24 protein-coding genes are annotated in these 25,426 nt (G+C 63.7%); 14 read left to right on the forward strand and 10 right to left on the reverse strand.

All coding sequences use genetic code 11. The features are described from left to right. The first annotated feature begins 66 nt into the window (after positions 1 to 66). Positions 67 to 2,121: a S9 family peptidase gene (locus tag U4960_RS13805; RefSeq protein WP_324261209.1), complete on the forward strand. Its 2,055-nt coding sequence runs from the start codon at positions 67 to 69 to the stop codon at positions 2,119 to 2,121. A gap of 113 nt (positions 2,122 to 2,234) precedes the next feature. Beyond that, positions 2,235 to 3,041 (forward strand): SDR family oxidoreductase, encoded by an 807-nt coding sequence (locus tag U4960_RS13810; RefSeq protein WP_324261210.1) that lies wholly within the window; start codon positions 2,235 to 2,237, stop codon positions 3,039 to 3,041. Here the strand turns inward: U4960_RS13810 and U4960_RS13815 are convergent. Continuing rightward, positions 3,038 to 4,144: a hypothetical protein gene (locus U4960_RS13815; RefSeq protein ID WP_324261211.1), complete on the reverse strand. Its 1,107-nt coding sequence runs from the start codon at positions 4,142 to 4,144 to the stop codon at positions 3,038 to 3,040. The genes U4960_RS13810 and U4960_RS13815 overlap by 4 nt on opposite strands. Then, positions 4,141 to 4,443, reverse strand: a complete 303-nt coding sequence (locus tag U4960_RS13820) for a 4a-hydroxytetrahydrobiopterin dehydratase (RefSeq protein WP_324261212.1) — start codon at positions 4,441 to 4,443, stop codon at positions 4,141 to 4,143. Before U4960_RS13820 ends, U4960_RS13815 begins: the two co-directional genes overlap by 4 nt. 50 nt (positions 4,444 to 4,493) lie before the next feature. Between U4960_RS13820 and ccmA the strand changes: the two genes are divergently transcribed. The 3 genes from ccmA to U4960_RS13835 all read left to right on the forward strand — a co-directional run bounded on the left by ccmA (position 4,494) and on the right by U4960_RS13835 (position 6,581). Beyond that, entirely contained in the window at positions 4,494 to 5,078 is a 585-nt protein-coding gene (ccmA, locus tag U4960_RS13825) for a heme ABC exporter ATP-binding protein CcmA (protein ID WP_324261213.1), read from the forward strand. Further along, positions 5,075 to 5,737, forward strand: coding sequence for a heme exporter protein CcmB (locus U4960_RS13830; RefSeq protein ID WP_324261214.1), 663 nt, complete (start codon positions 5,075 to 5,077; stop codon positions 5,735 to 5,737). Before ccmA ends, U4960_RS13830 begins: the two co-directional genes overlap by 4 nt. Positions 5,738 to 5,807: 70 nt before the next feature. Next, positions 5,808 to 6,581: a DUF2189 domain-containing protein gene (locus U4960_RS13835; RefSeq protein WP_324261215.1), complete on the forward strand. Its 774-nt coding sequence runs from the start codon at positions 5,808 to 5,810 to the stop codon at positions 6,579 to 6,581. A gap of 24 nt (positions 6,582 to 6,605) precedes the next feature. On the opposite strand, the gene map is transcribed toward U4960_RS13835, so the two are convergent. Then, on the reverse strand, positions 6,606 to 7,433 hold the full coding sequence (map, locus tag U4960_RS13840; RefSeq protein WP_324261216.1) for a type I methionyl aminopeptidase: 828 nt from the start codon (positions 7,431 to 7,433) through the stop codon (positions 6,606 to 6,608). Between the two features lie 146 nt (positions 7,434 to 7,579). Between map and U4960_RS13845 the strand changes: the two genes are divergently transcribed. The 6 genes from U4960_RS13845 (at position 7,580) to U4960_RS13870 (ending at position 13,412) form a co-directional block, all read left to right on the forward strand. Continuing rightward, positions 7,580 to 8,965 carry a leucyl aminopeptidase family protein gene (locus U4960_RS13845; RefSeq protein ID WP_416379123.1) on the forward strand — a complete coding sequence of 462 codons (1,386 nt, stop codon included), beginning with the start codon at positions 7,580 to 7,582 and terminating at the stop codon, positions 8,963 to 8,965. Between the two features lie 65 nt (positions 8,966 to 9,030). Next, the gene (locus U4960_RS13850; protein ID WP_324261218.1) at positions 9,031 to 9,369 is read left to right on the forward strand and encodes a hypothetical protein; all 339 of its coding nucleotides are present in this window, start codon (positions 9,031 to 9,033) and stop codon (positions 9,367 to 9,369) included. Then, entirely contained in the window at positions 9,366 to 10,295 is a 930-nt protein-coding gene (gene argC, locus U4960_RS13855; protein ID WP_324261219.1) for an N-acetyl-gamma-glutamyl-phosphate reductase, read from the forward strand. The genes U4960_RS13850 and argC overlap by 4 nt, the downstream gene beginning before the upstream one ends. Before the next feature lie 184 nt (positions 10,296 to 10,479). Continuing rightward, the gene (locus tag U4960_RS13860) at positions 10,480 to 10,818 is read left to right on the forward strand and encodes a P-II family nitrogen regulator (protein ID WP_324261220.1); all 339 of its coding nucleotides are present in this window, start codon (positions 10,480 to 10,482) and stop codon (positions 10,816 to 10,818) included. A gap of 75 nt (positions 10,819 to 10,893) precedes the next feature. Continuing rightward, the gene (gene glnA / locus U4960_RS13865; protein ID WP_324261221.1) at positions 10,894 to 12,303 is read left to right on the forward strand and encodes a type I glutamate--ammonia ligase; all 1,410 of its coding nucleotides are present in this window, start codon (positions 10,894 to 10,896) and stop codon (positions 12,301 to 12,303) included. Between the two features lie 155 nt (positions 12,304 to 12,458). Next, positions 12,459 to 13,412, forward strand: coding sequence for a calcium/sodium antiporter (locus U4960_RS13870; RefSeq protein WP_324261222.1), 954 nt, complete (start codon positions 12,459 to 12,461; stop codon positions 13,410 to 13,412). A 6-nt stretch (positions 13,413 to 13,418) separates the two neighbouring features. Here the strand turns inward: U4960_RS13870 and U4960_RS13875 are convergent, their stop codons facing one another. Both U4960_RS13875 and U4960_RS13880 read right to left on the reverse strand, forming a co-directional pair. Next, on the reverse strand, positions 13,419 to 14,078 hold the full coding sequence (locus U4960_RS13875; protein WP_324261223.1) for a hypothetical protein: 660 nt from the start codon (positions 14,076 to 14,078) through the stop codon (positions 13,419 to 13,421). Continuing rightward, positions 14,075 to 14,317, reverse strand: a complete 243-nt coding sequence (locus U4960_RS13880) for a helix-turn-helix transcriptional regulator (RefSeq protein ID WP_416379071.1) — start codon at positions 14,315 to 14,317, stop codon at positions 14,075 to 14,077. Before U4960_RS13880 ends, U4960_RS13875 begins: the two co-directional genes overlap by 4 nt. 41 nt (positions 14,318 to 14,358) lie before the next feature. Here U4960_RS13880 and U4960_RS13885 point away from each other — a divergent pair, with 41 nt between their 5' ends. Next, the gene (locus U4960_RS13885; RefSeq protein WP_324261225.1) at positions 14,359 to 15,315 is read left to right on the forward strand and encodes an IS1595 family transposase; all 957 of its coding nucleotides are present in this window, start codon (positions 14,359 to 14,361) and stop codon (positions 15,313 to 15,315) included. A gap of 485 nt (positions 15,316 to 15,800) precedes the next feature. Here U4960_RS13885 and U4960_RS13890 read toward each other — a convergent pair whose 3' ends face one another. After that, entirely contained in the window at positions 15,801 to 15,929 is a 129-nt protein-coding gene (locus tag U4960_RS13890) for a hypothetical protein (RefSeq protein ID WP_324261226.1), read from the reverse strand. A 380-nt stretch (positions 15,930 to 16,309) separates the two neighbouring features. Between U4960_RS13890 and U4960_RS13895 the strand changes: the two genes are divergently transcribed. Beyond that, a protein-coding gene (locus U4960_RS13895; RefSeq protein WP_149036422.1) for an IS3 family transposase occupies positions 16,310 to 17,661 on the forward strand; the annotation gives its coding sequence in 2 pieces (ribosomal slippage) (positions 16,310 to 16,645 and positions 16,648 to 17,661; 1,350 coding nt in all). A gap of 35 nt (positions 17,662 to 17,696) precedes the next feature. Here the strand turns inward: U4960_RS13895 and U4960_RS13900 are convergent. The 4 genes from U4960_RS13900 to U4960_RS13915 form a co-directional block, all read right to left on the reverse strand. After that, positions 17,697 to 19,091 (reverse strand): hypothetical protein, encoded by a 1,395-nt coding sequence (locus U4960_RS13900; protein ID WP_324261227.1) that lies wholly within the window; start codon positions 19,089 to 19,091, stop codon positions 17,697 to 17,699. Continuing rightward, complete coding sequence (locus U4960_RS13905; protein WP_324261228.1) at positions 19,091 to 21,202, reverse strand: autotransporter assembly complex protein TamA; 2,112 nt, start codon at positions 21,200 to 21,202, stop codon at positions 19,091 to 19,093. The genes U4960_RS13900 and U4960_RS13905 overlap by 1 nt, the downstream gene beginning before the upstream one ends. Before the next feature lie 19 nt (positions 21,203 to 21,221). Then, entirely contained in the window at positions 21,222 to 22,067 is an 846-nt protein-coding gene (locus U4960_RS13910) for an arginyltransferase (protein WP_324261229.1), read from the reverse strand. Positions 22,068 to 22,242: 175 nt separating this feature from the next. Beyond that, entirely contained in the window at positions 22,243 to 23,499 is a 1,257-nt protein-coding gene (locus U4960_RS13915; RefSeq protein WP_324261230.1) for a threonine ammonia-lyase, read from the reverse strand. 133 nt (positions 23,500 to 23,632) lie between these two features. On the opposite strand from U4960_RS13915, the gene U4960_RS13920 reads away from it, so the two are divergent. Beyond that, positions 23,633 to 25,294 (forward strand): amidohydrolase, encoded by a 1,662-nt coding sequence (locus U4960_RS13920; protein WP_324261231.1) that lies wholly within the window; start codon positions 23,633 to 23,635, stop codon positions 25,292 to 25,294. Positions 25,295 to 25,426 lie beyond the last annotated feature (132 nt).

Here is a 25,426-nt window from a genome sequence, read left to right on the forward strand (position 1 = left end):
GAATTGGGATGCAAATCCGTGGTTTAACGGTTAGTCTCCGCCATCAATTCCCAACCGGAGGACGCCATGAAAACCTTTGCCACCCTGCTGCTTGCGGCGAGCGCACTGACCCTGCCCGCTGCTGCCAGCGCCGATAACCATGCCCACAAGGGACACACGATGACGACACCCGCCTCCGCTGCCCCCCTGATCGACCGCGAGAAGCTGTTCGGCAATCCGTCCAAGGCAGGCGGCCAGATCAGCCCGGACGGCAAGTGGCTGAGCTGGCGCGCGCCGCATAACGGCGTGATGAACGTGTGGATCGCACCGGTATCCGATCCCGCTGCTGCCAAGGTCATGACCAGCTCGACCGACCGGCCGATTTCGCAGTATTTCTGGTCACCCGACAGCCAGAGCCTGATGTACATTCAGGACAAGGGCGGCGACGAGAACTTCCTGCTTTACGGCATCGACCTTGCTACCGGGGCAGAGCGCACCCTGACGCCGTTCGAGAAGACCCGGGTCATGGTTGTCGGTTCCTCCAATTCGATCAAGGACAAGATCCTGGTCGGCCTCAACAACCGCGACCCGCGCTTTCATGACGTGCACCTGCTGGACCTGAAGAGCGGCGAACTGACGCTGGTGATGGAAAACAACGCCTACGCCGGCTTCCTTGCCGACGACAATCTGGCCCTTCGCATGGCCGTGCGGCCGAATGCGGCGGGCGGGATGGATTATTTCCCTGTGGTCGATGGCAAGGTGGCAGACGCGCCGAGCGATACCACCGGCCTTGAAGATTCCCTCACCACCAACCCGGCCGGCTTTACCACCGACGGCAAGACCATGTACTGGATCGACAGCCGCGGCCGGAACACCGCCGCCCTGATCGCGCAGGACGTGGCCACCGGAGAAAAGCGGGTCATCGCCGAGAACGACAAGGCCGATATCGGGGGCGCACTCAGCAATCCCAAGACCGGCGAAGTGGAGGCTTACAGCTTCACTTACCTGCGGACCGAATGGACTGCGATCAAACCGGAGGTTCAGGCCTCGCTCGACTGGCTCGACAGCCGGCTTGAAGGCGATTTCGGGGTTCAGTCGCGGACCGAGGACGACACCAAGTGGGTGGTCTGGAACGATCCGGTGACCGCGCCGACCAAGGCCTATATCTACGACCGCGGCGCCAAGACCCTGACCGAATTCTACACCAGCCGTCCGGAACTGGTCGGCGCCCCGCTCCAGCCGATGCACCCGGTGGAAATCACCTCGCGCGACGGGCTGACCTTGCCGAGCTATCTCACCCTGCCGCCGGGCAGCGATGCCAATGGTGACGGGATGCCGGAAACCTCCGTGCCGCTGGTGCTGATGGTCCACGGCGGCCCCTGGGCACGCGATGGCTACGGCTACAACCCCTACCACCAGTGGCTGACCAACCGCGGCTATGCCGTGCTCTCGGTCAACTTCCGCGGCTCGACCGGCTTCGGCAAGGATTTCATCAACGCGGGCAACCTCGAATGGGGCCGCAAGATGCATGACGATCTGATCGACGCGGTGAACTGGGCGGTCGAAAAGGGCGTCACTTCGGCTGACAAGGTGGCGATCATGGGCGGCAGCTACGGCGGTTATGCCACGCTCGCCGGCCTGACCTTCACTCCCGATACCTTCGCCTGCGGGGTCGACATCGTCGGGCCGTCGAACCTGGAAACATTGCTCGCCACGATCCCGCCCTACTGGGCGCCGATTGTCGCCCAGTTCCACGAACGGATGGGCAATCCGAACACACCCGAGGGTCTGGCCCTGCTGAAGGAACGCAGCCCGCTCCACTTCGCAGACAAGATCACCAAACCTCTGCTGATCGGCCAGGGCGCCAACGATCCCCGCGTTACTCAGCCGGAAAGCGACCAGATCGTGGAAGCAATGAAAAAGGCCGGCATCCCGGTCACTTACGTCCTCTTCCCCGATGAAGGTCACGGCTTTGCCAAGCCTAACAACAACATCGCCTTCAATGCGGTAACCGAGGCGTTCCTTGCCACCTGCCTTGGTGGGCGGATGGAGCCGATCGGCGATACGGTAAAGAATTCCACCGCCCAGATTGTCGAAGGCGCAGACTACGTCGATGGGCTTGCAGACGCCATCGGTGGCTGACGCCCGGCACGATTGACGCCGACTTAATTGACGTTGGCGTAAACCTGTTGGCAAATGAGGCCGCGCGGGAGTAGTCACTTCGGCGCGGTTTCATTTTTTGGGGGGAACAGGACATGGCAGCCAAGAAAGCGATCTTCATTTCGGGCGGCGGATCGGGCATCGGGCGGGCTATCGCAGTCAAGTTCGGCGGCCAGGGCTGGTTTGTCGGCCTTGGCGATATCGACAGCGAAGGGATGAAGCAGACCGCCGCGCAGATCGGCAATGGCTTCACCTACAGCCACAAGTTCGACGTGCGCGATCGCGCAGCCTGGGATGTAGCGCTGGAAGCATTCTCGACCGCAGCAGGCGGACGGATCGATGTTTTGGCCAACAATGCCGGGATCCCGCTCGGCGGCTCGCTGTCGGAAAACACCACCGAGGAAATCGAGCGCTGCATCGACATCAACCTCAAGGGCGTATTCTGGGGCGCGCAGGCCGTGTTGCCGCACCTCAAGAAGACCGCGCCCGGCAGCGCGCTGATCAACACCGCCAGCGCGGCGGGGATTTACGGCACCGGCGGCGCGTCGGTCTATTCGGCGACCAAGTTCGGGGTGCGGGGGATGACCGAGAGCCTCGATGCCGAATGGTCAGAGTTCGGGATCAAGGTCGCATCGATCTGCCCCAGTTTCATCGAAACGCCGCTGCTCGACCATACCCCCAATCAAGGCAGCAACGAATCGATCCGCGAGCGGGTCAAGGCAGCGGGGCTGGAACTGACCAGCGCGGAGGATGTGGCGCAGGCGGTGTGGGATGCCGTCCACGGCAACAAGCTGCACTGGGTGGTCGGCAAGACCGCACGCCAGATCAGCTTTGCCGCGCGCTGGATGCCGGGCCGGGTCCGGGCCCAATCGCGCGGGATGGCGCGGCCGCTGGGGCGCTAACGCATCCGGGCGCGGGCAGCATTGCCCTCGTGCGACAGGTAGGGTTCGATCTCCGTCCACGGCACAGTGGCGGTTTCCTCGCATGCCGTCAGCACATGGGGAAAATCCGGCGTAAGGCTGAACCCGGCGGCGCTCAGGCCGAACGTCCAGTAGCTCTGGTCCAGCGCAGCTTGGCGGCATTCAGGCTCACTATCGTCCGGCCAGTGCCTCAGCGCCAGTTCGCGCAGCGCAGCGGCAAGCGGCCTCGTATCGTACTCGACCTCGCCCCAGGCCGCCGCGCCTAGCCAACCCTCCAGCTTCACTTCCGCTCCGGTCTCCCGGTCGAAGACCCGCTGGTAAGAGCCGAAATTGGGATGCGCCCCGCCGCAAAAGGTCCCGAGGCTGGTTTGAACTGCCAGAAACGCCTGGCTGACATAGGCCGGCGAACTGCTCTGCTCCCAGAAACCGTCGATGCCGAGCGAGCCGAGCGCACCGGCCATGCACTGGATGAATTCATCATCGACAGTGCCGCGCGGCAAGCCGGCCTCAAGCTCCCGTAGGATGGCCGCATCGCCCGGTTGCGACGGACCGAAGGTGAAATTCTCGATCGATACGTCAGAAAAGTGGGCCGGGGGCTTGTAGGTCACCCGCGTAAAAACCAGACCGGCGGCCGAATCCGCCGTCCGCTCAAATGCCACTGGCACCGCTCGCCTCGACAGGAATGCAGCAGAAGCGCAGGGAAAACCATCGGCGGCGCTGTCATCCATCACACCCCTGAGGGTGATCGGCAAGGCCCGCTTCCCCGCACGCCATGTTCCGGTTACGGTATCGCCGCCCAGCCCCGTCAGTGACCAGCGGGGCCCGGTTCGCACATCCCGATTGTCGCCTTCTGTCACCTCGATCCAGCGGGCCGGATCACCTGTTCCGTCAAGCCGGATCGGCTTGAGCTGGCTGTGGTAGTAGTAAGCCCCCAATGCGCTGCCATCGCCCCATGACTGGAGGCACACAGTCACCGGATAGCGGCCGATGGTCCCTTCATAGACCCCTGCCCAGGCCGCGTCCTCGGCCGCCTGTGCTGCAACCGGCGCGATGAAAGCCGCGACCGCAAGCAGCCGCGCGATCATACGAGCTTACCGATCGCCTTGGCCAGGCGGGTGTCGCGGTGAGTCAACCCGCCTGCCCCGTCATCGGCATCATGGGTGGTCAGTTCGATGGTTACGCGGTTGTAGACATTCGACCATTCGGGATGGTGATCCTGCTTGTCCGCCAGCAGGGCAACCCGGGTCATGAACCCGAACGCCTCGTTGAAATCGGCAAACTCGAACGTGCGGGCAATCGCCGCGCCGTCCCGCGCCAGCGACCAGCCGGGCAACGCCGCCAGCCAGGTTGCCAGATCTTCCTCACTGAGCTTTTCGACGGCCATGATCTGCCCTTTCTTGTGACCCGCCCGCCTTTCGCCTATCGCCCCAGCCCATGCAAGGCCCCACGCAAGCCTCTCTCGCCGCGACGGATATTGCCTGCCGGCGCGGCGATCGCCTGCTGTTTCGCAGAGTAACGCTGTCGCTCAAACCGCGTGAAGTGCTGCACGTCACGGGTGCCAACGGGATCGGCAAGTCCAGCCTGCTGCGCATTCTTGGCGGCCTGCTGCGCCCTTACGCTGGCGAGGTTGCCCGTTACGGCGCGGTCGGCCTGGTGGACGAGCGACCCGCGCTCGACCCCGAACTGCCCCTTGGGCGCGCGCTCGGCTTCTGGCGCACACTCGATCAGGCACCGGACACGAACTTCCCCTGGCACCTGGAAGACCTGCTTGACGTGCCGGTCCGCTATCTTTCCACCGGCCAGAAAAAGCGCGCCGCTCTTGCCCGGCTCACCGCGCAGGCCGCGCCGATCTGGTTGCTCGACGAGCCGCTCAACGGGCTCGATCACAAGGGCGTGAGCATGGTCGGCGCAATGGTTGAAAGCCATTGCCGGGCTAACGGGATCTGTGTCCTCGCCTCGCACCAGCCATTTCCGCTTGACGGGATGCGGGTGCTCGACCTGGCGGAGTTTACCGCATGATCCGGCTGATGGCGGCCCTGCTGTGGCGCGATCTGCTGGGCCTGCTTTCGGGCGGCGGGCGCGGCGGTGCGGGGTTGCCGCTGTTGTTCTTCATCGCGGTCGCCATGCTATTCCCGTTCGCGGTCGGGCCAGACCCCAAGTTGCTCGCCCGGACCGGCGGCGGGGTGGTGTGGATCGCCGCGCTGCTTGCGGCCATCCTGCCGCTTGACCGGCTGGTCGCGCCCGACCTTGACCTCGGCACCTTCGACCAGCTGGCGCTGCGCGGGGTGTCGGAGGAACTGGCCATGGCAGTGCGCCTGCTGGCCCACTGGCTGAGCTTCGGCCCACTCCTGCTGCTCGCCACCCTCCCGGCCTCTGCCCTGCTCGGGCTGGAGAACGAGACCACCCGCCTGCTCCTGCTCGGCCTGCTGGCGGGTACGCCGGGTCTCGCCGCGATCGGGATCATCATTGCCGCGCTGACCGCCACCTTGCGCGGAGGGGCGGCGCTGTCTGGCCTGCTGCTGGTGCCGCTGGCCGTGCCGATCCTGATCTTCGGCGCAGGCAGCCTGGCGCGGGGCGATACGACCGGGATTGCCCTGGCGGGCGCCATCAGCCTCGGGCTGGTAGCCCTGGCCCCGTTCGCCGCCGGAGCCGCGATCCGCTCCGCCCGCGAGCAGTGACAGGCTTGCGCCGCGCCCGCGGTTGAGGCACCTTTTGCGTCGGGGCGTCGCGAAGAGAGAGGATACGACCATGGCCACCAAGGCTCAGGTCGCGCCCGTTGCTGTCGCGCGCGACCTAACCATTGCCGATCTGCGCGCCGCGCTTGCGGGAGGCTGGCGCGATTTTCTCGCCGCACCTCTGTTCGGACTGTTCTTTGCCGGCATTTACGTCGGCAGCGGCCTGTTCCTGACCTACGCCCTGTTCGCGTGGGGCGAGGCCACCTGGCTGATCCCCGCCGCCGCCGGTTTCCCGCTGGTGGCCCCGTTCATCGCGGTCGGTCTCTACGAAGTCAGCCGGCGGCGCGAGGCCGGCCTGCCGCTCCGGTGGGGCGCAGTGCTTGGTGCGCTGCGAGGGCGCGGGGATGAGCAGATCCTGAGCATGGGGGTGATCGTGTTCGTGGCCTTCGGCTTCTGGCTGATGGTGGCGCATGGCATCTTCGCCATCTTCCTGGCCGAAAGCGGATTGGGTTCGGAATCGCTCGCGTTGTTCGGCACACCGGCCGGGATCGCCATGCTGGCCGTCGGCAGCGTGGTCGGCGGGCTGATGGCGCTCGCCTTCTACGCGATCACCGTGATGAGCCTGCCAATGCTGGTGGACCGTGAAGTGGACTTCCTGACCGCCATCATCGTCAGCCTCGCCACCATGCGGTCAAACGGCCCGATCATGCTGGTCTGGGCCATCGTGATCGCGGCAACGCTGTTCGTGGCGATGGTGCCGCTGTTCCTTGGTCTGCTGGTTGCCCTGCCAGTGCTGGGCCATGCAACCTGGCACCTCTACCGGCGGGTGGTCGGCCCGGCTCATTAAGGTGGCCCTCAGTAGAGGCGGCCCTCAGTAAGGCGGTTTGTCGAGGCCTTTCGGGCTCTTGGTGAAAATCTCGATGCCGTTTTCCGTGATGCCGAGCGAGTGCTCGAACTGGGCCGAGAGCGACTTGTCCCGCGTCACCGCCGTCCACCCGTCGCCCAGCACCTTGGCCCAGGGCTTGCCCAAATTGATCATCGGCTCGATGGTGAAGAACATGCCCGGCTTCAGCAGCGGCCCGGTGCCCGCCTGCCCCGCGTGGATCACTTCAGGGGCATCGTGGAACAGGCGGCCGAGGCCATGGCCGCAGAATTCGCGCACCACGCCATAACGGAACTGGCTGGCATGGGCTTCAATCGCAGCGCCGATATCGCCCAGCCGCGCACCAGGCTTCCCTGCGGCCTCGATCCCCAGCATCAGGCATTCGTAAGTCACGTCGACCAGCTTGCGCGCCTTGAGCGACGGCTCCCCGGCGAAATACATCCGGCTGGTATCGCCGTGCCAGCCATCAAGCAGCGGGGTCACGTCGATGTTGACGATGTCGCCGTCCTTCAGCGCCTTGTCACCCGGAATCCCATGGCAGATCACGTGATTGATCGAGGTGCAGCAGCTATGCGTGTAACCGCGATAGCCCAGCGTCGCCGGAACAGCCCCGGCATCGAGCATCATGCCACGCACCTTGTCGTCAATGTCCTGCGTGGTCACGCCCGGCGCGATGAAACCGGTCAGTTCGTCGAGGATTTCTGCGGCCAGCCGCCCGGCTTTCCGCATCCCCTCGAACCCTTCCGGCCCGTGAAGCTTGATGGTGCCGTCACGGTAGACGGTCTGCTCGCTGTCGATCACCTGATATTCGGTCATGCGGCGCGATGTAGCGTGGACCGAGCCAAATTGCGAGTGCTGAGGCACTCGACAGCGCGCAGGAAATCAGGAACAGCACCGGACTGGCTTTGCCAACCCTTGTGCTGATTTACCGGAGAATGCCCCGCATGGCCGACCCGCAACCGATGAACCGCCAACCGCTGATCCAGCCAGACCGGGGTCAGGATGCTGTCGCGATCCATCTGGTCAGCAAGGACGGTTTCGAAGCCTGGGTAAAGGGGCTCTCGGCCGGCCAGCGCGCATCGCTCGCAGCACAGAAGTTCGACGGCAGCGGTTATCAGGTCGGCATAGTGCCGGATGGCGACGGCTGGTTCGCAGTGGGCGGCGTGGCCGACCCCGCCTCCCTGTCGAGCTGGTGCATGGCCAAACTGGCCGAGGTCCTGCCCGGCGGCACCTACCGCCTGGCTTCGGGCGAACCCGGCCCTGCCCTCCACGGATGGCAGACCGCGCAGTACCGCTTTTCCCGCTACAAAGACGCCAAGGACGCGCCGGGTCCACGCGTGCTGCTGACCGGCGAGGTCAAGGCGATCGAGCCCGCGCTGGCCGAAGCACAGGCGGTCGGCCTGGTGTGCGACCTCGTCAACACCCCGGCCGAGGACATGGGCCCGGCCGCGCTGGAAAGCTGCGCCGAGTCAATCGCCAAACGCCATGGCGCGGCCGTCACGGTGATCAAGGGTGACGCGCTGGAAAAGGACTATCCGATGATCCATGCGGTCGGGCGAGCCGCAGCGCGGCATCACGCGCCGCGCCTGATCCGGCTGGAATGGGGCAAGCACAGCGACCCGCTGGTCGCCATTGTCGGCAAGGGGGTGTGCTTCGATTCCGGCGGGCTCGACATCAAGCCGGCATCGGGAATGCTGCTGATGAAAAAGGATATGGGCGGCGCAGCACATGCCCTCGCCCTGGCCGACCTGGTGATGGGGGCCGGATTGCCGGTCCGGCTGCACCTGCTGGTGCCGGCTGTGGAGAACGCGATATCCGGCAACGCTTTCCGCCCCGGCGACGTGCTGCGCAGCCGCCAGGGGCTGACTGTCGAAATCGGTAACACCGACGCCGAGGGCCGGCTGGTTCTGGGCGACGCGCTGACGAGGGCGAGCGAGGATAAACCTGACCTGATCCTCGACTTTGCTACCCTGACCGGGGCGGCCCGGGTGGCGCTGGGGCCGGACCTGCCCGCCCTGATGGCCCGCCGGGATGAAACCGCCGATGCCCTGCTCGCCGCCGGACGCGAGCGGGACGACGAATGCTGGCGCCTGCCACTACCCTCCGCCTATCGGGAGTGGCTCGCTTCCGACATTGCGGACACCAACAACACCCACAGCAACGGGTTTGCCGGAGCCAGCGTGGCCGGCCTGTTCCTTGACCGGTTCGTCGGCGAAGGGATCGACTGGGCCCACTTTGACACCTTCGCATGGCGCCCCGCCGCCAAACCGGGGCGACCCAAGGGCGGTGCCGCACTGGGCCTCAGGGCGGCCTTTCACATGCTGAAAGCCCGCTATGGCAAAGCCTGAACCTTGCCGTGGCGCCAGAACGCGGATAAGCGCCCGCACTGCAACGACAGGGTAACGGGTCAAGCGTGAGCGATCAGCCGGTATATCATGTGCCAGACGGGCAGCTTTCACTGTCCGGCCCGGTCGTGCGCCCGGAAGGCAGCGGGCTGCCGATCCGGGGCGATCTGGCCCATATCGCGCTGGCGGAACAGTATCTTGTGTCGAGCTACGTCATCCCGCTCGCTCGGAAGCTGGCTCGTGCAGAATCATTGCGCGCCGGCCCCCGCAGCGATGCCGAGACGGTGGCCCTGCTGGCCAAGGACAGTGCATTCGAAGTGCTGGACCTGGGCAGCGCCTGGGTGTGGGGGTGCCTCGGACCAAGCGGGCCGACCGGCTATCTGCCGCTCGAAGCTCTGGCTGAATGACCTTTTCGGTCTTCATCGACGGGGCCGCGGGGACGACCGGCCTCGAAATCCGGGAGCGCCTTGAAGGCCGTAGTGAATTTGCGCTGATCCTGCTCGATGATGCGCAGCGCAAAAGTGCCGATGCCCGCCGCGCCGCCCTCAACGAAGCCGATTTCGCTATCCTGTGCCTTCCCGACGAGGCGGCGCGCGAAGCTGTCGCGCTGATCGACCCGGCCGGCCGCACCCGCGTGATCGACGCCTCGAGCGCCCACCGCGTGGCTCAGGGCTGGACCTACGGTTTCCCCGAACTGGTCGGCGCCCAGACCGTGGCCGAGGCCCGCCTGGTAAGCAATCCCGGTTGCTACCCGACCGGGTTTCTTGGCCTGATGGCACCGCTGGTGCGCGCCGGCCTGCTACCGGCGGAATGGCCTTACACGGTCAATGCGGTCAGCGGCTATTCCGGCGGCGGCAAGGCCCTGATCGAACGGTTCGAGGCTGAGACCGACCTTGCTTTCCGAAGCTACGGCCTTGCCCTTGGCCACAAGCATATTGCCGAAATGCAGCAGCACGCAGGGCTGGCCCACCCGCCGGTGTTTGCGCCTGCTGTCATTCCCGCTTTTCGCGGAATGGTGGTGGAAGTGCCCCTGCCCCTTGCTGCCGTGACTGCGCCTGCGCCGGAAGCGCTCAGCGATTGCCTCGCGGCGTTCTATGAAGACAGCAGGATCGTGCGGGTCGTGGGCACGCCGCGTGATGAAATTGTTCTTCGCGCACAAGAACAGCCGCACGACGATCTGACCCTCCAGGTCTTCGGCAGCGCGGACGGATCGCAGGCGCGCCTGATCGCAGTGCTCGACAATCTAGGAAAGGGCGCCAGCGGCGCAGCCGTCCAGTCGCTCAACCTGATGGCCGGACTTGAGGAAACCCTCGGACTGCGGCTTCCTGCCTAAAATTTAGGCAAAATCTGGATTCGGTTTAGGCAGATGAGGGACTGACCTTGGAGGTCGCCCGTCTGCCTGCGGACGCTGGCGGCTTGGCACGATTCTTGATAGATTGTCATCACGATATTCCGGGCCGAGCGTGCCGGGCAACCGCCCGGTGCCTTGGCACAAGGTGCAGGGACGCGGGACCGACATGAAAAAGATCGAAGCGATCATCAAACCCTTCAAGCTCGATGAAGTGAAGGAAGCGCTGCACGAGATCGGCGTTTCCGGCATCACCGTGACAGAGGCCAAGGGCTTCGGCCGACAGAAAGGGCATACCGAGCTCTATCGCGGCGCCGAATACGTGGTCGATTTCCTGCCCAAGGTGAAACTTGAGGTCGTGGTCAATGACAGCATTGCCGAGCGCGTGGTCGAAGCCATTGCGGCAGCGGCGCAGACCGGGCGCATCGGTGACGGCAAGATCTTCGTCGTCCCGGTTGAGAGCGCCCTGCGCATCCGCACCGGCGAAAAGGACGAAGACGCGATCTGACGCGCTTGTGCGCCTCCACTCCAACCGATCCCAACCCCCGCGCACCAAGCCGGGGAACCAGAAGGAAGAACCCGAATGAGCAAGGCAAAGGATATCCTCAAGCAGATCAAGGACGAGGAAATCGAATGGGTCGATCTGCGCTTCACCGATCCCAAGGGCAAGTGGCAGCACCTGACGATGGTCGCCGGTATCCTGGGTGAGGACGAACTTGAGGACGGCCTGATGTTCGACGGCTCGTCGATTGCCGGCTGGAAGGTCATCAACGAAAGCGACATGATCCTCAAGCCCGATCTGGACCGGGCCGTGCTCGACCCGTTCAGCGCAACCCCGATGCTGGTGCTGTTCTGTGATATCGTCGAGCCTTCGACCGGTGACCTCTACAGCCGCGACCCGCGTTCGACCGCCAAGCGCGCCGAGGCTTACCTCAAGACCACCGGTATCGGTGACACGGTCTATGTCGGGCCGGAAGCCGAATTCTTCATGTTCGACGATGTGCGCTTTGAAGATGGCTATGCCGGTTCGGGCTTTGCCATCGACGACATCGAACTGCCGACCAACACCGGCAAGGAATACGAGAGCGGCAACCTTGCCCACCGTCCGCGTGCTAAGGGCGGCTATTTCCCGGTCGCCCCGGTTGACAGCGCGGTCGATATCCGTGCGGAGATGGTCTCGACCATGATCGAAATGGGCCTCAACTGCGACAAGCACCACCACGAAGTCGCCGCTGCCCAGCACGAACTGGGCGTGACCTTCGACACGCTGGTGAAGACTGCCGACAATATGCAGATCTACAAGTATGTCGTCCACCAGGTGGCTCACGCCTACGGCAAGACGGCCACGTTCATGCCCAAGCCGATCAAGGCTGACAATGGCAGCGGAATGCACACCCACATGTCGATCTGGAAGGACGGCAAGCCGACCTTCGCCGGGAATGGCTATGCCGGTCTTTCCGAAACCTGCCTTTACTACATCGGCGGGGTAATCAAGCACGCCAAGGCCTTGAACGCCTTCACCAACCCGACCACCAACAGCTACAAGCGGCTGGTACCGGGTTTCGAGGCACCGGTGCTGCTGGCCTATTCCGCCCGCAACCGGTCGGCCTCGTGCCGCATTCCCTATGGCACGGGCGACAAGGCCAAGCGGGTCGAGTTCCGCTTCCCGGACGCGATGGCCAACCCCTACCTGGCCTATGCCGCGCTGCTGATGGCCGGGCTCGACGGGATCGTGAACAAGATCCACCCGGGCGAGGCGATGGACAAGAACCTCTACGACCTGCCGCCGGCTGAACTGGCCGAAGTGCCGACCGTTTGCGGTTCCTTGCGCGAAGCGCTCGAAGAGCTGGCGGCCGACCACGACTTCCTGCTGAAGGGCGACGTGTTCTCCAAGGACCAGATCGAAGCCTACATCGAACTGAAGTGGGAAGAAGTCTCGCGCTGGGAAACCACCCCCAGCCCGGTCGAATTCGACATGTACTACAGCGCCTGATCCTTTTCGGGTTTGCATCTGGAAACCCCGGCGGGCGCGATCCGCCGGGGTTTTTCATTGCGCTTCCAATGTCCCGGGTGGTCCGACCGGCACTGGCGGAACTCCCGGCGCTGCCTTAATGGTCTGTCCCAGATGATAAGAGCTGAGAGCGCAAGATGACGACGACGATGCTGATTTTGGGCGGACTGGTGCTGCTGGCCGCAGGCGGCGAACTGATCGTTCGCGGTGCGGTCGGCCTCTCCCAGCTCCTGCGGATATCGCCTTTGCTGGCGGGCCTCACCATCGTCGGGTTTGGCACTTCCACTCCCGAGCTGGCGACCAGTATCCAGGCGGCAATGGGCGGATCCCCGGGCATTGCGCTGGGCAACGTCATCGGCTCGAACGTCGCCAACATCCTGCTGATCCTGGGCATCTCGGCGCTGATCATGCCACTGGCGGTCAATCCGGCCTCGTTCAAACGGGATTCGATTGCACTTGGCGGTTCGGCCCTGCTCTGTGCCGGGGCGATCCTGACCGGCCGGATCGAATGGCTGATGGGCGCTGTGCTGGTGCTGGCACTGACCGGCTATGTCTGGTGGGCCTATCGGTCAGAGGCACGGGCCGACGATGACGAAGCCCATCGTCATATCGAGGAAACGGCTGAAACCACCCCCAAGACGCACAATGGCTGGATACTCGGGCTGATGGTCGTTGCCGGGCTCGCCGGAGCGATCTTCGGAGCGCGGTTGCTGGTTGATGGTGCGGTCACGCTCGCCAGTGCGGCAGGCGTATCGGAAAGCGTGATCGGACTCACCGTGGTTGCCGTGGGTACGTCTCTGCCGGAACTGATCGCCTGCCTGATCGCAGTCTGGAAGCGCCATCCCGATGTCGCGCTGGGCAACATTGTCGGATCGAACATCTACAACGTGCTCGGCATCCTTGGCCTCACCGCGATCGTCCACCCGATTGAAGCACCCGCGGAAATCATTCGGTTCGACGTGCCAATTGTGCTGGCGGTCACCGCCCTGCTGCTGGTCCAGTTGCGCAGCGGCTGGAAAATATCTCGCATGGAAGGCGCACTGCTGATCACGCTTTATGCGGGCTACACCGTATTCCTGATCCTGCGCTGACCACCACTATCGCTGCTTGAGCATCCCGCGGCGTCCGGCTGCCCAGAACGCTGACACCAGCACCAGCGCCCAGAACAGGGTCAGCAGGTCAAGCATGGACGGCACCGGAACATAACCAAGGTAGCTCACCATGGCCCAGCCCCCGATGACCACGAACACGAAGTAATAAGCCGTCGCTGCCGCTTCATTCATCGTTGCCCGCATCAGTTCGTCCGCCAGCTTGACCGAACGCATCGAGAGCCAGGTGCCGATCGCCCCGAGCAGAACGGCCCCAACCAGCGCCACGTGCGAATCCAGCACTCCGCCCGGCCCACCCAATGCGATCAGCGCCAGCATCAGGCCCAGCGCGACCATCCCCCAGCCGCTGGCGGCGAGCACCTGCTTCTGTTCCAGCAGTTCATCCTCGTCCTCGACGTTGAGGAACTTCGCCCCCATGCGCGGGGCGGCCACGCCCAGTGCCGCCATCAGGCCGGTGAGCAGATATATCAGCGCCACGAGGAGGGCGATCACCTGCGAGGCGTCCGGTGTCCCGAAGGAACCTGCTTCAACCAGCGCGATGACGCCGGTTGCCCCCAGAAAACCCACCAGGCCACCAAAGACCAGCGACAGCACGGTCTTGCGGGTCTTGTTCGGCTTCGTCCCCGTCACGTCGAGATTACCATTCATTCGCTTGGCTCCCACTGGTCGATGAAAAGGTCAGGCACGGCGACGCCAAACAGCTTGGCCATCCGCAATGCCAGCGGCAGGGATGGATCGTACTTGTCGGTCTCGACCGCGTTGATGGTCTGCCGCGAAACGCCCAGCCGGCGCGCCAGTTCGCCCTGGCTCCAGCCTTCTGCCTCACGGTAGTCCTTTACGTGGTTCCTCACCGAATCGCTCCGTTGCCTGACAAGAACTCTGGACATTATATACTTGACAAAGCAACCCCTACAGGTAGGGTGAAGCCATGGAAAACATCTACGCCCCTCGCTTTCAGAACGAAGACGCAGCCCGCGAGCACCTTGAGGCGCTTCACTGGCCGATGGGGCCTGTCTGCCCGCATTGTGAAAGCAAGAACGCCAAGCGCCTTCCTCCACAACGTGGGCGCAAAACCAAGGCGCATCCCGAAGGCGTGATCCGCAAGGGCCTGGTCCAATGCAACGATTGCCGCCAGCAGTTCACCGTCACGGTCGGGACTGTCTTTGAATCTTCCAAGGTTCCGCTTCACAAGTGGTTGCTGGCCAACCATCTTATCGTTGCCAGTAAGAAGGGCATCAGCGCCCACCAGCTACACCGTATGCTTGGCGTGACCTACAAGACTGCATGGTTCATGGCCCACCGCATCCGCGAAGCCATGAAGCCCACGGACAACGAGCCGATGGGCGGTCCCGGTGTCGCAGTGGAGGTAGATGAAACCTACCTTGGCCGTGACAAGACCAAGCCCAAATCGCGCACGCCCATCCAGCACATGAACCGTATCGTCTCGCTGGTTGACCGTGCGACGGGCCGCGCTACCAGCGTTGTGTTCACCGAGTCCTTTGGCCCTGCCAACGTCTCGGCGCTTCTGTTCACCCGCATTGACCGCGCTAGCCGCCTCATCACCGATGAAGCCAAGCCCTACATTGCGCCCGGTCGCCAGTTCGCCGCCCACGAAACCGTAAACCATCGCACGAAAGAATATGCGCGCGGGGACGTAACCACCAACACCGTTGAAGGCTTCTTCGGTATTTTCAAGCGCGGGATGCGCGGCATCTATCAGCACTGCGGTCAGCAGCACTTGCACCGCTACCTTGCCGAGTTCGACTTCCGTTATTCCAATCGTTCAGGCCTTGGCATCAATGACGCCGAGCGCGCTGACCTTGCCTTGAAGGGCATCACCGGCAAGCGCCTTACCTATCGGCGGACTGACGCGCTCGCCGCTTAAGACGCCCATGAACCTGCCTCGCCGCAAAGGCGAGAGGCGCAGGCGCTGGGTAAGTTGACGGTCATTATCCCCAACGAATCGCGCGCAGAACAAAACAGGCCTAGACTCTCGGGCGAAAGCGCGGAATCGTAACAGGTGATTGTCTTGAGGGGCGAAAACCCCGGCGTTGGCGCGCCGGGGCTTCTCGGGGCAACTCCTGCCTATCCTTAGTCCGGCGGGCAGGAGCGGGATAATCCCCGTCTGATGTGGGGAATACCCACATCAGGGGATTTCCGTCAAGCCGGTCGTCGCATGGGAAAGGATAAAGCCATGCTTGTTGAACGACCCAATCGCCCTGAAAGGGCACCATACTCTCCCGAAGTATTCTGCGAGGTAAGGCAGAGGCTCGCGCGTGGCGAGTTTCAGCACGATATCGCAGCTGATCTCGGTTGGAACCAAGGGCGCGTGTCCGAGGTGAAGACTGGGAAACGCGGCGCTGACCCCAATCAGCCCGAACTCTTCTGATCCTGGGGGGCAGGCTTCGGCCTGTCCCCTTTTTTCTTGTGGGGTTTGTGTGACATCTGAAGGAGCCGCTTCAGCACCTCGTCCTCTTTCTCTTGATCGGTTTCAGTCATGTTATCTTCTCCCAAATCTCAAGAACGCCTTCTTGCCGAAATAGGTCGCACAACGCTAGCTGGTAGCAGCATCGACAACGGACTCGTTTTTCTGCTTGGCTCGTTTTTGTCGCCCAATCCAATGGCTGGACCCGCTGCCGAACTGGCGTCGGTCTATATCTACGGCGCAAAGAGCTTCCCACAGAGGCGCGAACTAATCAGCGGCACATTTCACGCCTACTTTTACAGAGAGTTCAGGGCGCACAAAAACGATAACCTCCGCCGATCGGTAGAGTTTTTCCAAAAGCTTAAAAATTGTCCCCCGTCAGCACCTATGGCACAGATTAGAGGTTGTGATTTAAGGAGGATTTGGGCTTCGTCGTAGTGACGAAGGAACGAAGATGAAGCCCAAATCCTCAAAGCCCAAATTGCCTGCCGAGCAGGTGGTGAAGGACATCCGCCGCAAGACCCGTCGGCATTTCTCTGCTGAAGACAAGATCCGCATCGTGCTCGATGGCCTACGCGGCGATGACTCCATTGCCGAGCTGTGCCGCCGTGAAGGGATCGCACAGAGCCTGTATTACACCTGGTCCAAGGAGTTCATGGAGGCCGGCAAGCGCAGGCTTGCTGGCGATACAGCCCGTGCTGCTACCACCGACGAGGTAAAGGATCTGCGCCGTGAAGCGCGCGATCTGAAGGAATGCGTGGCGGACCTGACGCTGGAGAACCGTCTGCTCAAAAAAAGCATGATCGCGGATGGGGGAGACGACGAATGAGGTATCCCGCATCCGAGAAGCTGGAGATCATCAGGATCGTCGAGCAGTCGCACCTGCCCGCCAAGCGTACGCTGGACCAGCTCGGCGTGGCACGGCGGACCTTCTATCGCTGGTATGACCGCTACCTCGAAGGTGGGCCGGAGGCGCTCCAGGACCGTCCTTCAGCGCCGAGCCGGGTGTGGAACCGTATTGGGCCCGAGGTGCAGGACCAGATCGTCGAGATGGCTCTGGAGCAGACCGATCTCAGTCCCCGCGAGCTGGCGGTGCGCTTCACCGACGAGAAGCGCTACTTCGTGTCCGAAGCCACGGTTTACCGGCTGCTGAAGGCCCATGATCTGATCACCAGCCCGGCCTACACGGTGATCAAGGCGGCAGAGGCGTTCCACACGCAGACCTCTCGACCCAATGAGATGTGGCAGACGGATTTTACCTACTTCAAGATCATCGGATGGGGCTGGGTCTATCTCTCGACCGTGCTCGACGATTACTCACGCTACATCATCGCCTGGAAGCTCTGCACCACCATGCGAGCCGAGGACGTCACTGACACGCTCGATATGGCGCTGGCAGCTTCAGGCTGCAACCACGCCAACGTGCTGCACAGGCCCCGCCTGCTGTCGGACAATGGCCCCAGCTACATTGCCGGGGAACTAGCCGAATACATCGAGGCAAACAGGATGAGCCATGTGCGCGGCGCTCCCTTCCATCCGCAGACGCAGGGCAAGATCGAACGCTGGCACCAGACCCTGAAGAACCGCGTGCTGCTGGAAAACTACTTCCTGCCCGGCGATCTCCAACAGCAGATCGAGGCCTTCGTCGAGCACTATAACCACCAGCGCTACCACGAGAGCCTGGACAATGTGACACCCGCCGATGCCTACTTCGGCAGGGCTGCCGCCATCATCAAACGAAGAGAAAGGATCAAGCGAAAGACACTCGAACATCGGCGCTTGCAACACTGCAAGCTCGCCGCCTAAACATCAATCCGAGACGAGGCCCACACTCCGCTGATCTACGCCGCGAGTTGTGCCAAATGTTCTGACGACGGACAGTTGAGTGCGATATCGTCGGAGCGAAGATCGTTCCCCTGAAGCACGAGCGTAGCCTTGAGGGTGCCATTCCTGAGGCGAGGATCGGCCAGGGCATTACCCGTTTCCACGGCCCCGAATGAGGCGTCGAGCGGGAACGTCCAGCGCACACCGTCATACCGCGCGATACCCTGCTGGGTAACCGGGGCAATGGTGGTGGTGCCAAACGCCAACCGGCCGGCGTTCAGGACATGCCTGATCTCAAGCTCGCGGAACGGCCCGTCAACGGTACCAGCAAGCCGGACATTGTCGAGCCGCAGGTCAGGTCCGAACAGCTCAGGCTGGCGCAGGGATGCGGCGATGGCGAGGCCGTCAAAGGCGTTTTCGGCAAGATCGACCGCACCCTTGCCAGCGGCATCGAGTGCACCGGTACGCATGGCAAAGCTACCCTCGAGCACGCTGTCCTCCAGCGTACCGTTGGCCAGCAGCGAGACCTTCTGCCCCACTGCTTCGGCCAGCAATCCCTCCAGCAGATCCTGCGGATAGGCCTCGCCCGCTATCCGGTATTGCCCAGAACGATTGGATATCTGGAACGCTGCCAATGGGGCATCATCGCGGCGGGCCACCAGTGCGCCGTTCCACGCGCTCCAGCGCCCGTCTCCAAGTATCCGCGCCCGATAACCTGCTTCGGCCCCGATCAAACCAGCCACCACCCCGCCGCGCGGCGCGCGATAATCGAGATCGATATCGAACCGGTCACGGTCCGGTTCGGCATCGAGCAGGAGCGCCAGCGTGTCCTGATCGCCCAGTCGGCCGTTGGCCTTTACCAGTGCGCGCCCGGCGCGAATGTCGACCCTTGAGTCAAGGTTGACCTCATGCGCGGCGCCATCGATCACTCCCGCCGCAACGATCAGATCTTCAATCGCGAAGCGGTCGATCCGAATGTCGAAATCGGGCAGGATTGGTGCGTCGGGATCGCCCGGCAGCAGCTCCGGCACCCGGGTGAGCGTACCTTCACGGGCAACCAGCGTGCGCACGTCCAGACCGCTTGAGAACCATGACAGCGGGCGCCAGTCGAGTTCGACCTCAGGCACCGTCAGGAACGGGCCTTTCGGGTCGGACAGGACCACGTCGTAAAGCGTGGCTGACCCGTAGAGATTGCCCTCAATGCGGCCAATCCCCACCCTCAGCCCAGATGCCGGTGCGACCTCGGCAATCCGGTCGACCACAAAGCGTTTGCCGACCTGGCTGTTCAACACCAGAACTGCGCCCGCCACGATTACGAGCAGCAGCGCAAGCGATCGCCATACCCACCGCCGTCGCCGGGCGCGCGGCCGCTCGTCAACCTCGGCTTCAGGTACCGGGTCCTCCTCCGACATCAGAAGGCCTGCCCAAGCGATACGTAGACCGCCACCGGGCTGTCTTCCGGATCGGGGTTGAGCGGAACGCCCACGTCGACCCGGATTGGCCCGAACGAGGTCTTGTAGCGAACGCCCAGGCCCGCCCCATACTTGATCTCGCGGAAATCGGGCGTGCTTGAGGTCGATACGGAAGCGGCATCGAGGAATGGCACAACCTGCAGGGCTCCATCGAAGAAGCCGGTATCGATTCGGGCTTCGACCGAGGCCTCCACCAGAGACCGCCCGCCGACCGGCTCGCCGAAGATCGTCTTCGGCCCGACAGCCTGGAAACCATATCCCCGCACCGAGCTGCCGCCGCCGGCATAGAGCCGCCGGGAGGGAGCGATGCCTTCCAGCTCCGCGCCCTGAACCGTCGCCGCCCGTACCCGGCCTGCCAGGACTAGGCGCTCGCCCACCGGGCGGTAATAGCTCGCATCCGCCTGGGCGCGCAGGTACGTGTAATCGTTGTCCAGCGTCCGCGAGTATTCAGGAGCGAGGAAACCGCTCAGACGAAATCCGGTGCGCGGATCGAGCAGGGAATCGGTCCCGTCGATGGTGGCACGGCCGAACATCGAGCCAATGAAATAGGTCTGGCGCGGACGGGGGCGCTCGCCGATCACCTGGTTGCGTTCGCCCGTTGCCAGTACTTCGGCCCCGACCGCCCAACTGAGCGGCTTCTGGAACAGGAGAGTGGATAGCCGCTCGTAACTCGCTCGCAGCGCCACGGTGCGCGCGTTGAACGCAACGTTATCTATGGTGGAGACGAACGCGTCGGCGGCGAACACCTTGTCCCGCCCGCCGAAGTTGTTGCGGCGGAACGTCGCACCAATCAGCTGTTCCTGCGTGCCGAGTATACCGCGCAGGCGGAGCGCGCCCTCAGGCGGGAAGAGGTTGCGGTGTTCCCAGCTTGCCTCGACCCGGAAACCTTCTTCCGAACCATAGCCGATCGCGCCAGCCACGGTTCGCAGCCGGGCAGGCTCCATCGCCACGTCCAGCGCGACCACGCCCGGCTGGTCGCCCGTCGGCGGGGCAACCTCCCGCTTGGTCACAGTAACGGTCGAAACAAGGCCGGTTGCTGTCACTGCTCTGCGCAGGTCCATTTCCAGGCTGCGTTGATAGGTATCGCCCGGCTCAAACCGGGCAATCGTCGCCAGATGGCGGCCGGACAGGAACCGCGGCCGGTCGCTGGTCACTTCACCGAACACGTACTTCCCGCCGGGCGTCACCAGCAGGGTCAGATCGCCCTCGGTCCGGTCATGGTCGATCAGAAGTTCCGGATCGGCGATTGCGGCAAAGGGATAGCCCGTCTCGCCCAGCGCAACATCAAGGTCGAACTGCTCCTCGACGATGCGGTAACTCGACAGGAAATCGCCGGACTGGATTTCGAAAGCCGCGCGCAGGGCCTCGGCGTCGGGAGCCGTGCCCAGTGCGCCCAGATTGACCTCGCCAAACCGGTACCGCGCCCCCGGAACAATATCGAACCGCACCTGCGGCTGCTCCGCAGTCGAACCTTGCGCATCGCCCTCAGCGTCGCTGCCTGCTACCGACCGGATAACCTGACCATCGTAGTAGCCGAATGCGCGCAGGAGATCGCCCAGCAGGGCCTCATCGGCGCGGGCCCGGGCGGCGAGCTGGGCGATATTGTCGCTGTTTGCCGAGAGCTCCTCAATCGTCGACAGCTCGCTGAAGCGGCGAAGAAAGTCGTCCCGGACGGGAAACAGCGCCTCGTCCTCGGGCAAGGCGAGGACAAGTGTGGGATCAATCTCGACCAGATTGGCTCGCGCAGTCACGGGCTGCTGCGGCAGGTCGATCTCGGCAAATTCGATATCGTTGTCCGGCTGAAGTTCCACCAGTTCGGGCAGGTCGACATCGTCAGGCCATTCGACCGCAAACTCGCCTGAATCATCCATTGGCGACGACGGATCGAGCTCGGGCTCGGGCTCAGCCGGCTCCGCCTCGGTTGCCCACCCTTCGGGATTGGAAACCGCCGCATCGGGGATCAACTCATCGAGGCTGGCGTCAGGGCTGGCGCTGACCGCCTGGGCGGCCAGCGGCCCGGCCAGGCAGACGCAGGCCGCCGCAACGATCAACCCGGCCCGAAACGACAGCTTATTCGGTGAGGCGGTACTGATCCTGGGCCCCGTCCTTGGCAGCGCCGCTCTGCCCGCGGGGCTGGGCAGCACTGCGAGCCACGGCCCGGGCAATAAGCGCCTCCTGCTCCTCACGACCAAGCCGACGCCATCCGTCCCGACCAAGCTGTTCGATCGGGCGATACCGGATCTTGTATTGCATTCGCTCGGAACCATCGACCCAATAGCCAAGATAGACGTAGGGCAGCCCTTGTTCGGCAGCACGGCGAATGTGTTCGAGAATGATATAACTGCCAAGTCCCGTGCGCGCCTCGTGCTCCGGATCGTAGAAACTGTACACCATCGACAGCCCGTCGGCCTGCCTGTCAGTCAGGCAGGCTCCGACCAGCCGTCCGGGGCGCAGCCCGTCCGCAGGTTCTCTGTACTCGGTCATAAACGTCGAGACGGGTGTATGTTCCACCATGTCGGCGAAATCCATCTCATCCATCGCCGTCATGCCGCCGCCGGGGTGGCGCCGCCCGAGGTAACGCTGGAGAAGTTCGAATTGTTCCTCGGTCGCCCACGGGCGGCATTCCGTGACCACCAGGTCCCCGTTCCGGCGCAGGTTGCGGGTCTGCGTCTTCGATGGTTCGAATGCTTCGGCCGATACCCGAACCGAGACGCAGGCCTGGCAGTCGATGCAGCTCGGGCGATAGGCCACTGTCTGGCTGCGCCGGAACCCGATCCGGCCCAGCGCCTCATTAAGCTGCTCTGCATGAGGCCCTTTGAGCTCGGTGAAGACCTTCCGCTCCGTCTTCCCTTCGAGATAGGGACACGGCGCAGGGCTGGTCACGAAAAATCGGGGGAAACGCACCGGCGCCGTCACGTTCGTGGCTGCTCCTCTGGCCAAACAGGAATCGGTCAATGACCGGTCAAGCCATCACTATGCCTGCCCTAGGCCTCCGGTAAAAGGTCTTTAACCAAACAGAGGCGCAGCAAATGGTTACTTTGCACAGATGGGCGGCAATGGGACGGCAAACCCGCCAGCCGTTACCGTCCGGTCAGGCAATCTCGACCGGGCTGACCACATAACCCTTTGCCCGCAGGCTTTCGACCAGGGCGTCGAGCTGTTCGGCATCGCGGGCCTCGCACTCAATGTCGGTAATCAGCCCCTTCGCCGGAAGGGTGGTGAATATCCGCTGGTGGTAGATCTCGATGATGTTGACCTGATGCTCGTTGAATTCGCGCATCACCTTGAACAGCGCACCGGGGCGATCCTGCAGGGTAATCCGGAGACGCGCGAGGCGGCCCGAACGGGCAAGGTCGCGCAGCAGGACATTGGCAAGCAGTCGCGGGTCGATATTGCCGCCGCACAGGACCAGCCCGATCTTGCGACCCTTGAACCGCTCCGGGTGGGCCAGAACGGCCGCCAGGCCAGCCGCGCCTGCCCCTTCGACAACAGTCTTCTCGATCTGCAGCAGCAGCGAAACCGCCTTTTCGAGGTAGTTTTCGCCCACAAGCAGGATCTCGTCGACCCGCTCCGCGATGATCCGCGCGGTGAACTCGCCCGGCGCCTTGACCGCGATCCCTTCCGCCAGCGTGTCTCCACCGCAGGCACAGTCCTCGCCGCGAATGCGGGCATACATCGACGGGAACAGTTCCGCCTGGACGCCAACCACATCCATTCCCGGCCTCAGCGCGCGCGCCACCGTGGCCATGCCCGACATCAGGCCGCCGCCACCGATCGGCGTGACGATACAGTCCAGTTCCGGTGCGTCTTCGAACATCTCCAGCGCAACCGTTCCCTGCCCTGCGGCCACATGGGGATGATCGAACGGATGGACGAAGGTCAGCCCGAGTTCTTTTTCCAGCTTGCGCGCATGGGCGTAGGCCTCATCGAAGGTCTCGCCTTCGAGCACCACTTTGCCGCCCACGCTCTCGGTCTGCATGATTTTCACCGCCGGAGTGGTGCGGGGCATCACAATCGTCACCGGCACGCCCAGCCGGGTGCCATGGTAGCTCAGCCCCTGGGCATGGTTGCCTGCCGATGCGGCGATCACGCCGCGGGCGCGCGTCGCTTCATCCATCAGCAGCAGGGCATTGAGCGCCCCGCGCTCCTTGTAGGCAGCCGTGAACTGAAGGTTTTCGAACTTCAGCCAGATCTCCGCGCCGGTGATCCGGGACAGCGTCTTGCTATGGAGGGTCGGGGTGCGGACCACCGCATCTGCGATCCGGGCCGCAGCGGCCCGGATATCGTCGATGGTCAGCGGCAGATCTGCGAGGCGCACGCTGGCGCTCTTGGTGGTGGTGACGGTCATGGCGGCAGGGCCGTAGGGGAAAAGCGCAGCGAGTGAAACCTGCCATCACACACCGAACGGCAAAGAATTGCATTGCGTCTGCTTTCGGGCGAGGCGAAACACTTGGCTTGAACTCGCACGCAAGGAACTCCCCATGAAACTGGCTTTCGCAACCTGCGCGCTTGCGCTGGTCTGGACTGCGCCCGTGCAGGCAGACACGCTGATCGACAACGTTCAGGGCATCGCGCTCGACGAAGAGGGCAAAGTGCAGCGGTTCACCGCGCTCTGGATCGACGACGAAGGCCGCGTTAAACAGCTCCTCGACCGCGCTGACAAACGCCCGCAGACTGATTATCGGGTGGACGGAAAGGGTGCCTACCTCATCCCCGGGCTGATTGACGCGCACCTTCACGTGATGGGCATTGGCTTCGGCGCCCTGACCCTCGACCTTTCGGATACGGCATCGCTGGCCGAAGCTCAGGCCCGCATCGCAGAATATGCCGCCGCCAATCCGTCGCGTCGCTGGATTATCGGGCGAGGGTGGAATCAGGAAAAGTGGGGGCTGGGCCGCTTTCCCACCGCCGCCGACCTCGACGCCGCCGTGGCAGACCGGCCGGTATGGCTGGAGCGGGTCGACGGCCATGCCGGATGGGCCAACACAAGGGCCCTGGAACTCGCCGGGGTCACTGCGGCCACCCGCGATCCTGCAGGCGGACGGATCGAACGAATCGGCCGCACCCAGGCCCCGGCAGGCGTCTTCATCGATGCGGCGAGCCAGCTGGTCCAGCGTGTCGTGCCCGTCCCCAGCCCGGGCGACCGCGACGTGGCACTGTCGATGGCGCAAGATATCCTGCTCGCCAACGGCATCACTGCCGCAGCCGACATGGGCACCAGCATCGAGGACTGGCAAAGCTTCCGCCGCGCGGGTGACGCGGGCGCCCTGAAGGTTCGGATCATGTCCTACGCTGGCGGCCCAGAGGCGATGGAACTGATTGGCGGCCCCGGTCCATCGCCCTGGCTCTATCAGGACCGGCTACGCCTGAACGGCGTCAAACTTTACCTCGACGGCGCGCTCGGCTCGCGCGGGGCATGGCTCAAGCAGCCCTATGCCGACGATCCCGGCAACCGGGGTCTGCCTCTGGCCAGCCCGTCCCAGCTGCGCAACATGATGAGCCGGGCAGCCCTGGACCGCTTCCAGATTGCGGTGCACGCCATTGGTGATGCGGCCAATGCCGAAATTCTCGCCACGATCGATGAACTGGCCCCGACTTACGTCGGCGAGCGGCGCTGGCGCATCGAACACGCGCAGATCGTCGATCCGGCCGATCTTGCCGCATTCGCACGTCATGGGGTGATCGCTTCGATGCAGCCGGTGCACCAGACTTCCGATCGCCTGATGGCCGAAGCCCGTCTCGACCCGCCTCGCCTGGAAGGGGCCTATGCATGGAAGAGCATTGCCGAAACTGGCGCGGTGCTCGCCTTTGGATCGGACGCACCGGTCGAATCGTCAGATCCCTTCGCGGGCCTCGCGGCTGCATTCACGCGGCAAGACGCAGACGCGCAGCCGTTTGGCGGGTGGTTTCCCAACCAGCGCGTTACCCGCGAATCGGCACTGTGGGGCTTCACCTATGGCGGGGCCTACGCGGGATTTGCCGAATCGCGGTTCGGGCGGCTGGCACCAGGCCTCTGGGCAGATTTTGCCCTGATCGACCGCGACCCGCTGCTGGCGACTCCGCAGGAACTGCGAACGACTCAGGTTCTGCAGACATGGGTTGGCGGTCAGCAGGCATTTATCCGCGAAGAGGGCGTGCGCTGAGACGCACCATTCGGCGCACAATCCTGTCACTTTATCGGGAATCGGGAAATACGCGCTTGTTTTAACCCACTTGTAACGAAAGGGTGCCACCCGCCTGTCCGAGGCACAAACGAAGTTAGGTTGAAGTTAATT

Origin of the sequence: Altererythrobacter sp. H2, from assembly GCF_035319885.1 — a bacterium.
GTDB lineage: Bacteria > Pseudomonadota > Alphaproteobacteria > Sphingomonadales > Sphingomonadaceae > 34-65-8.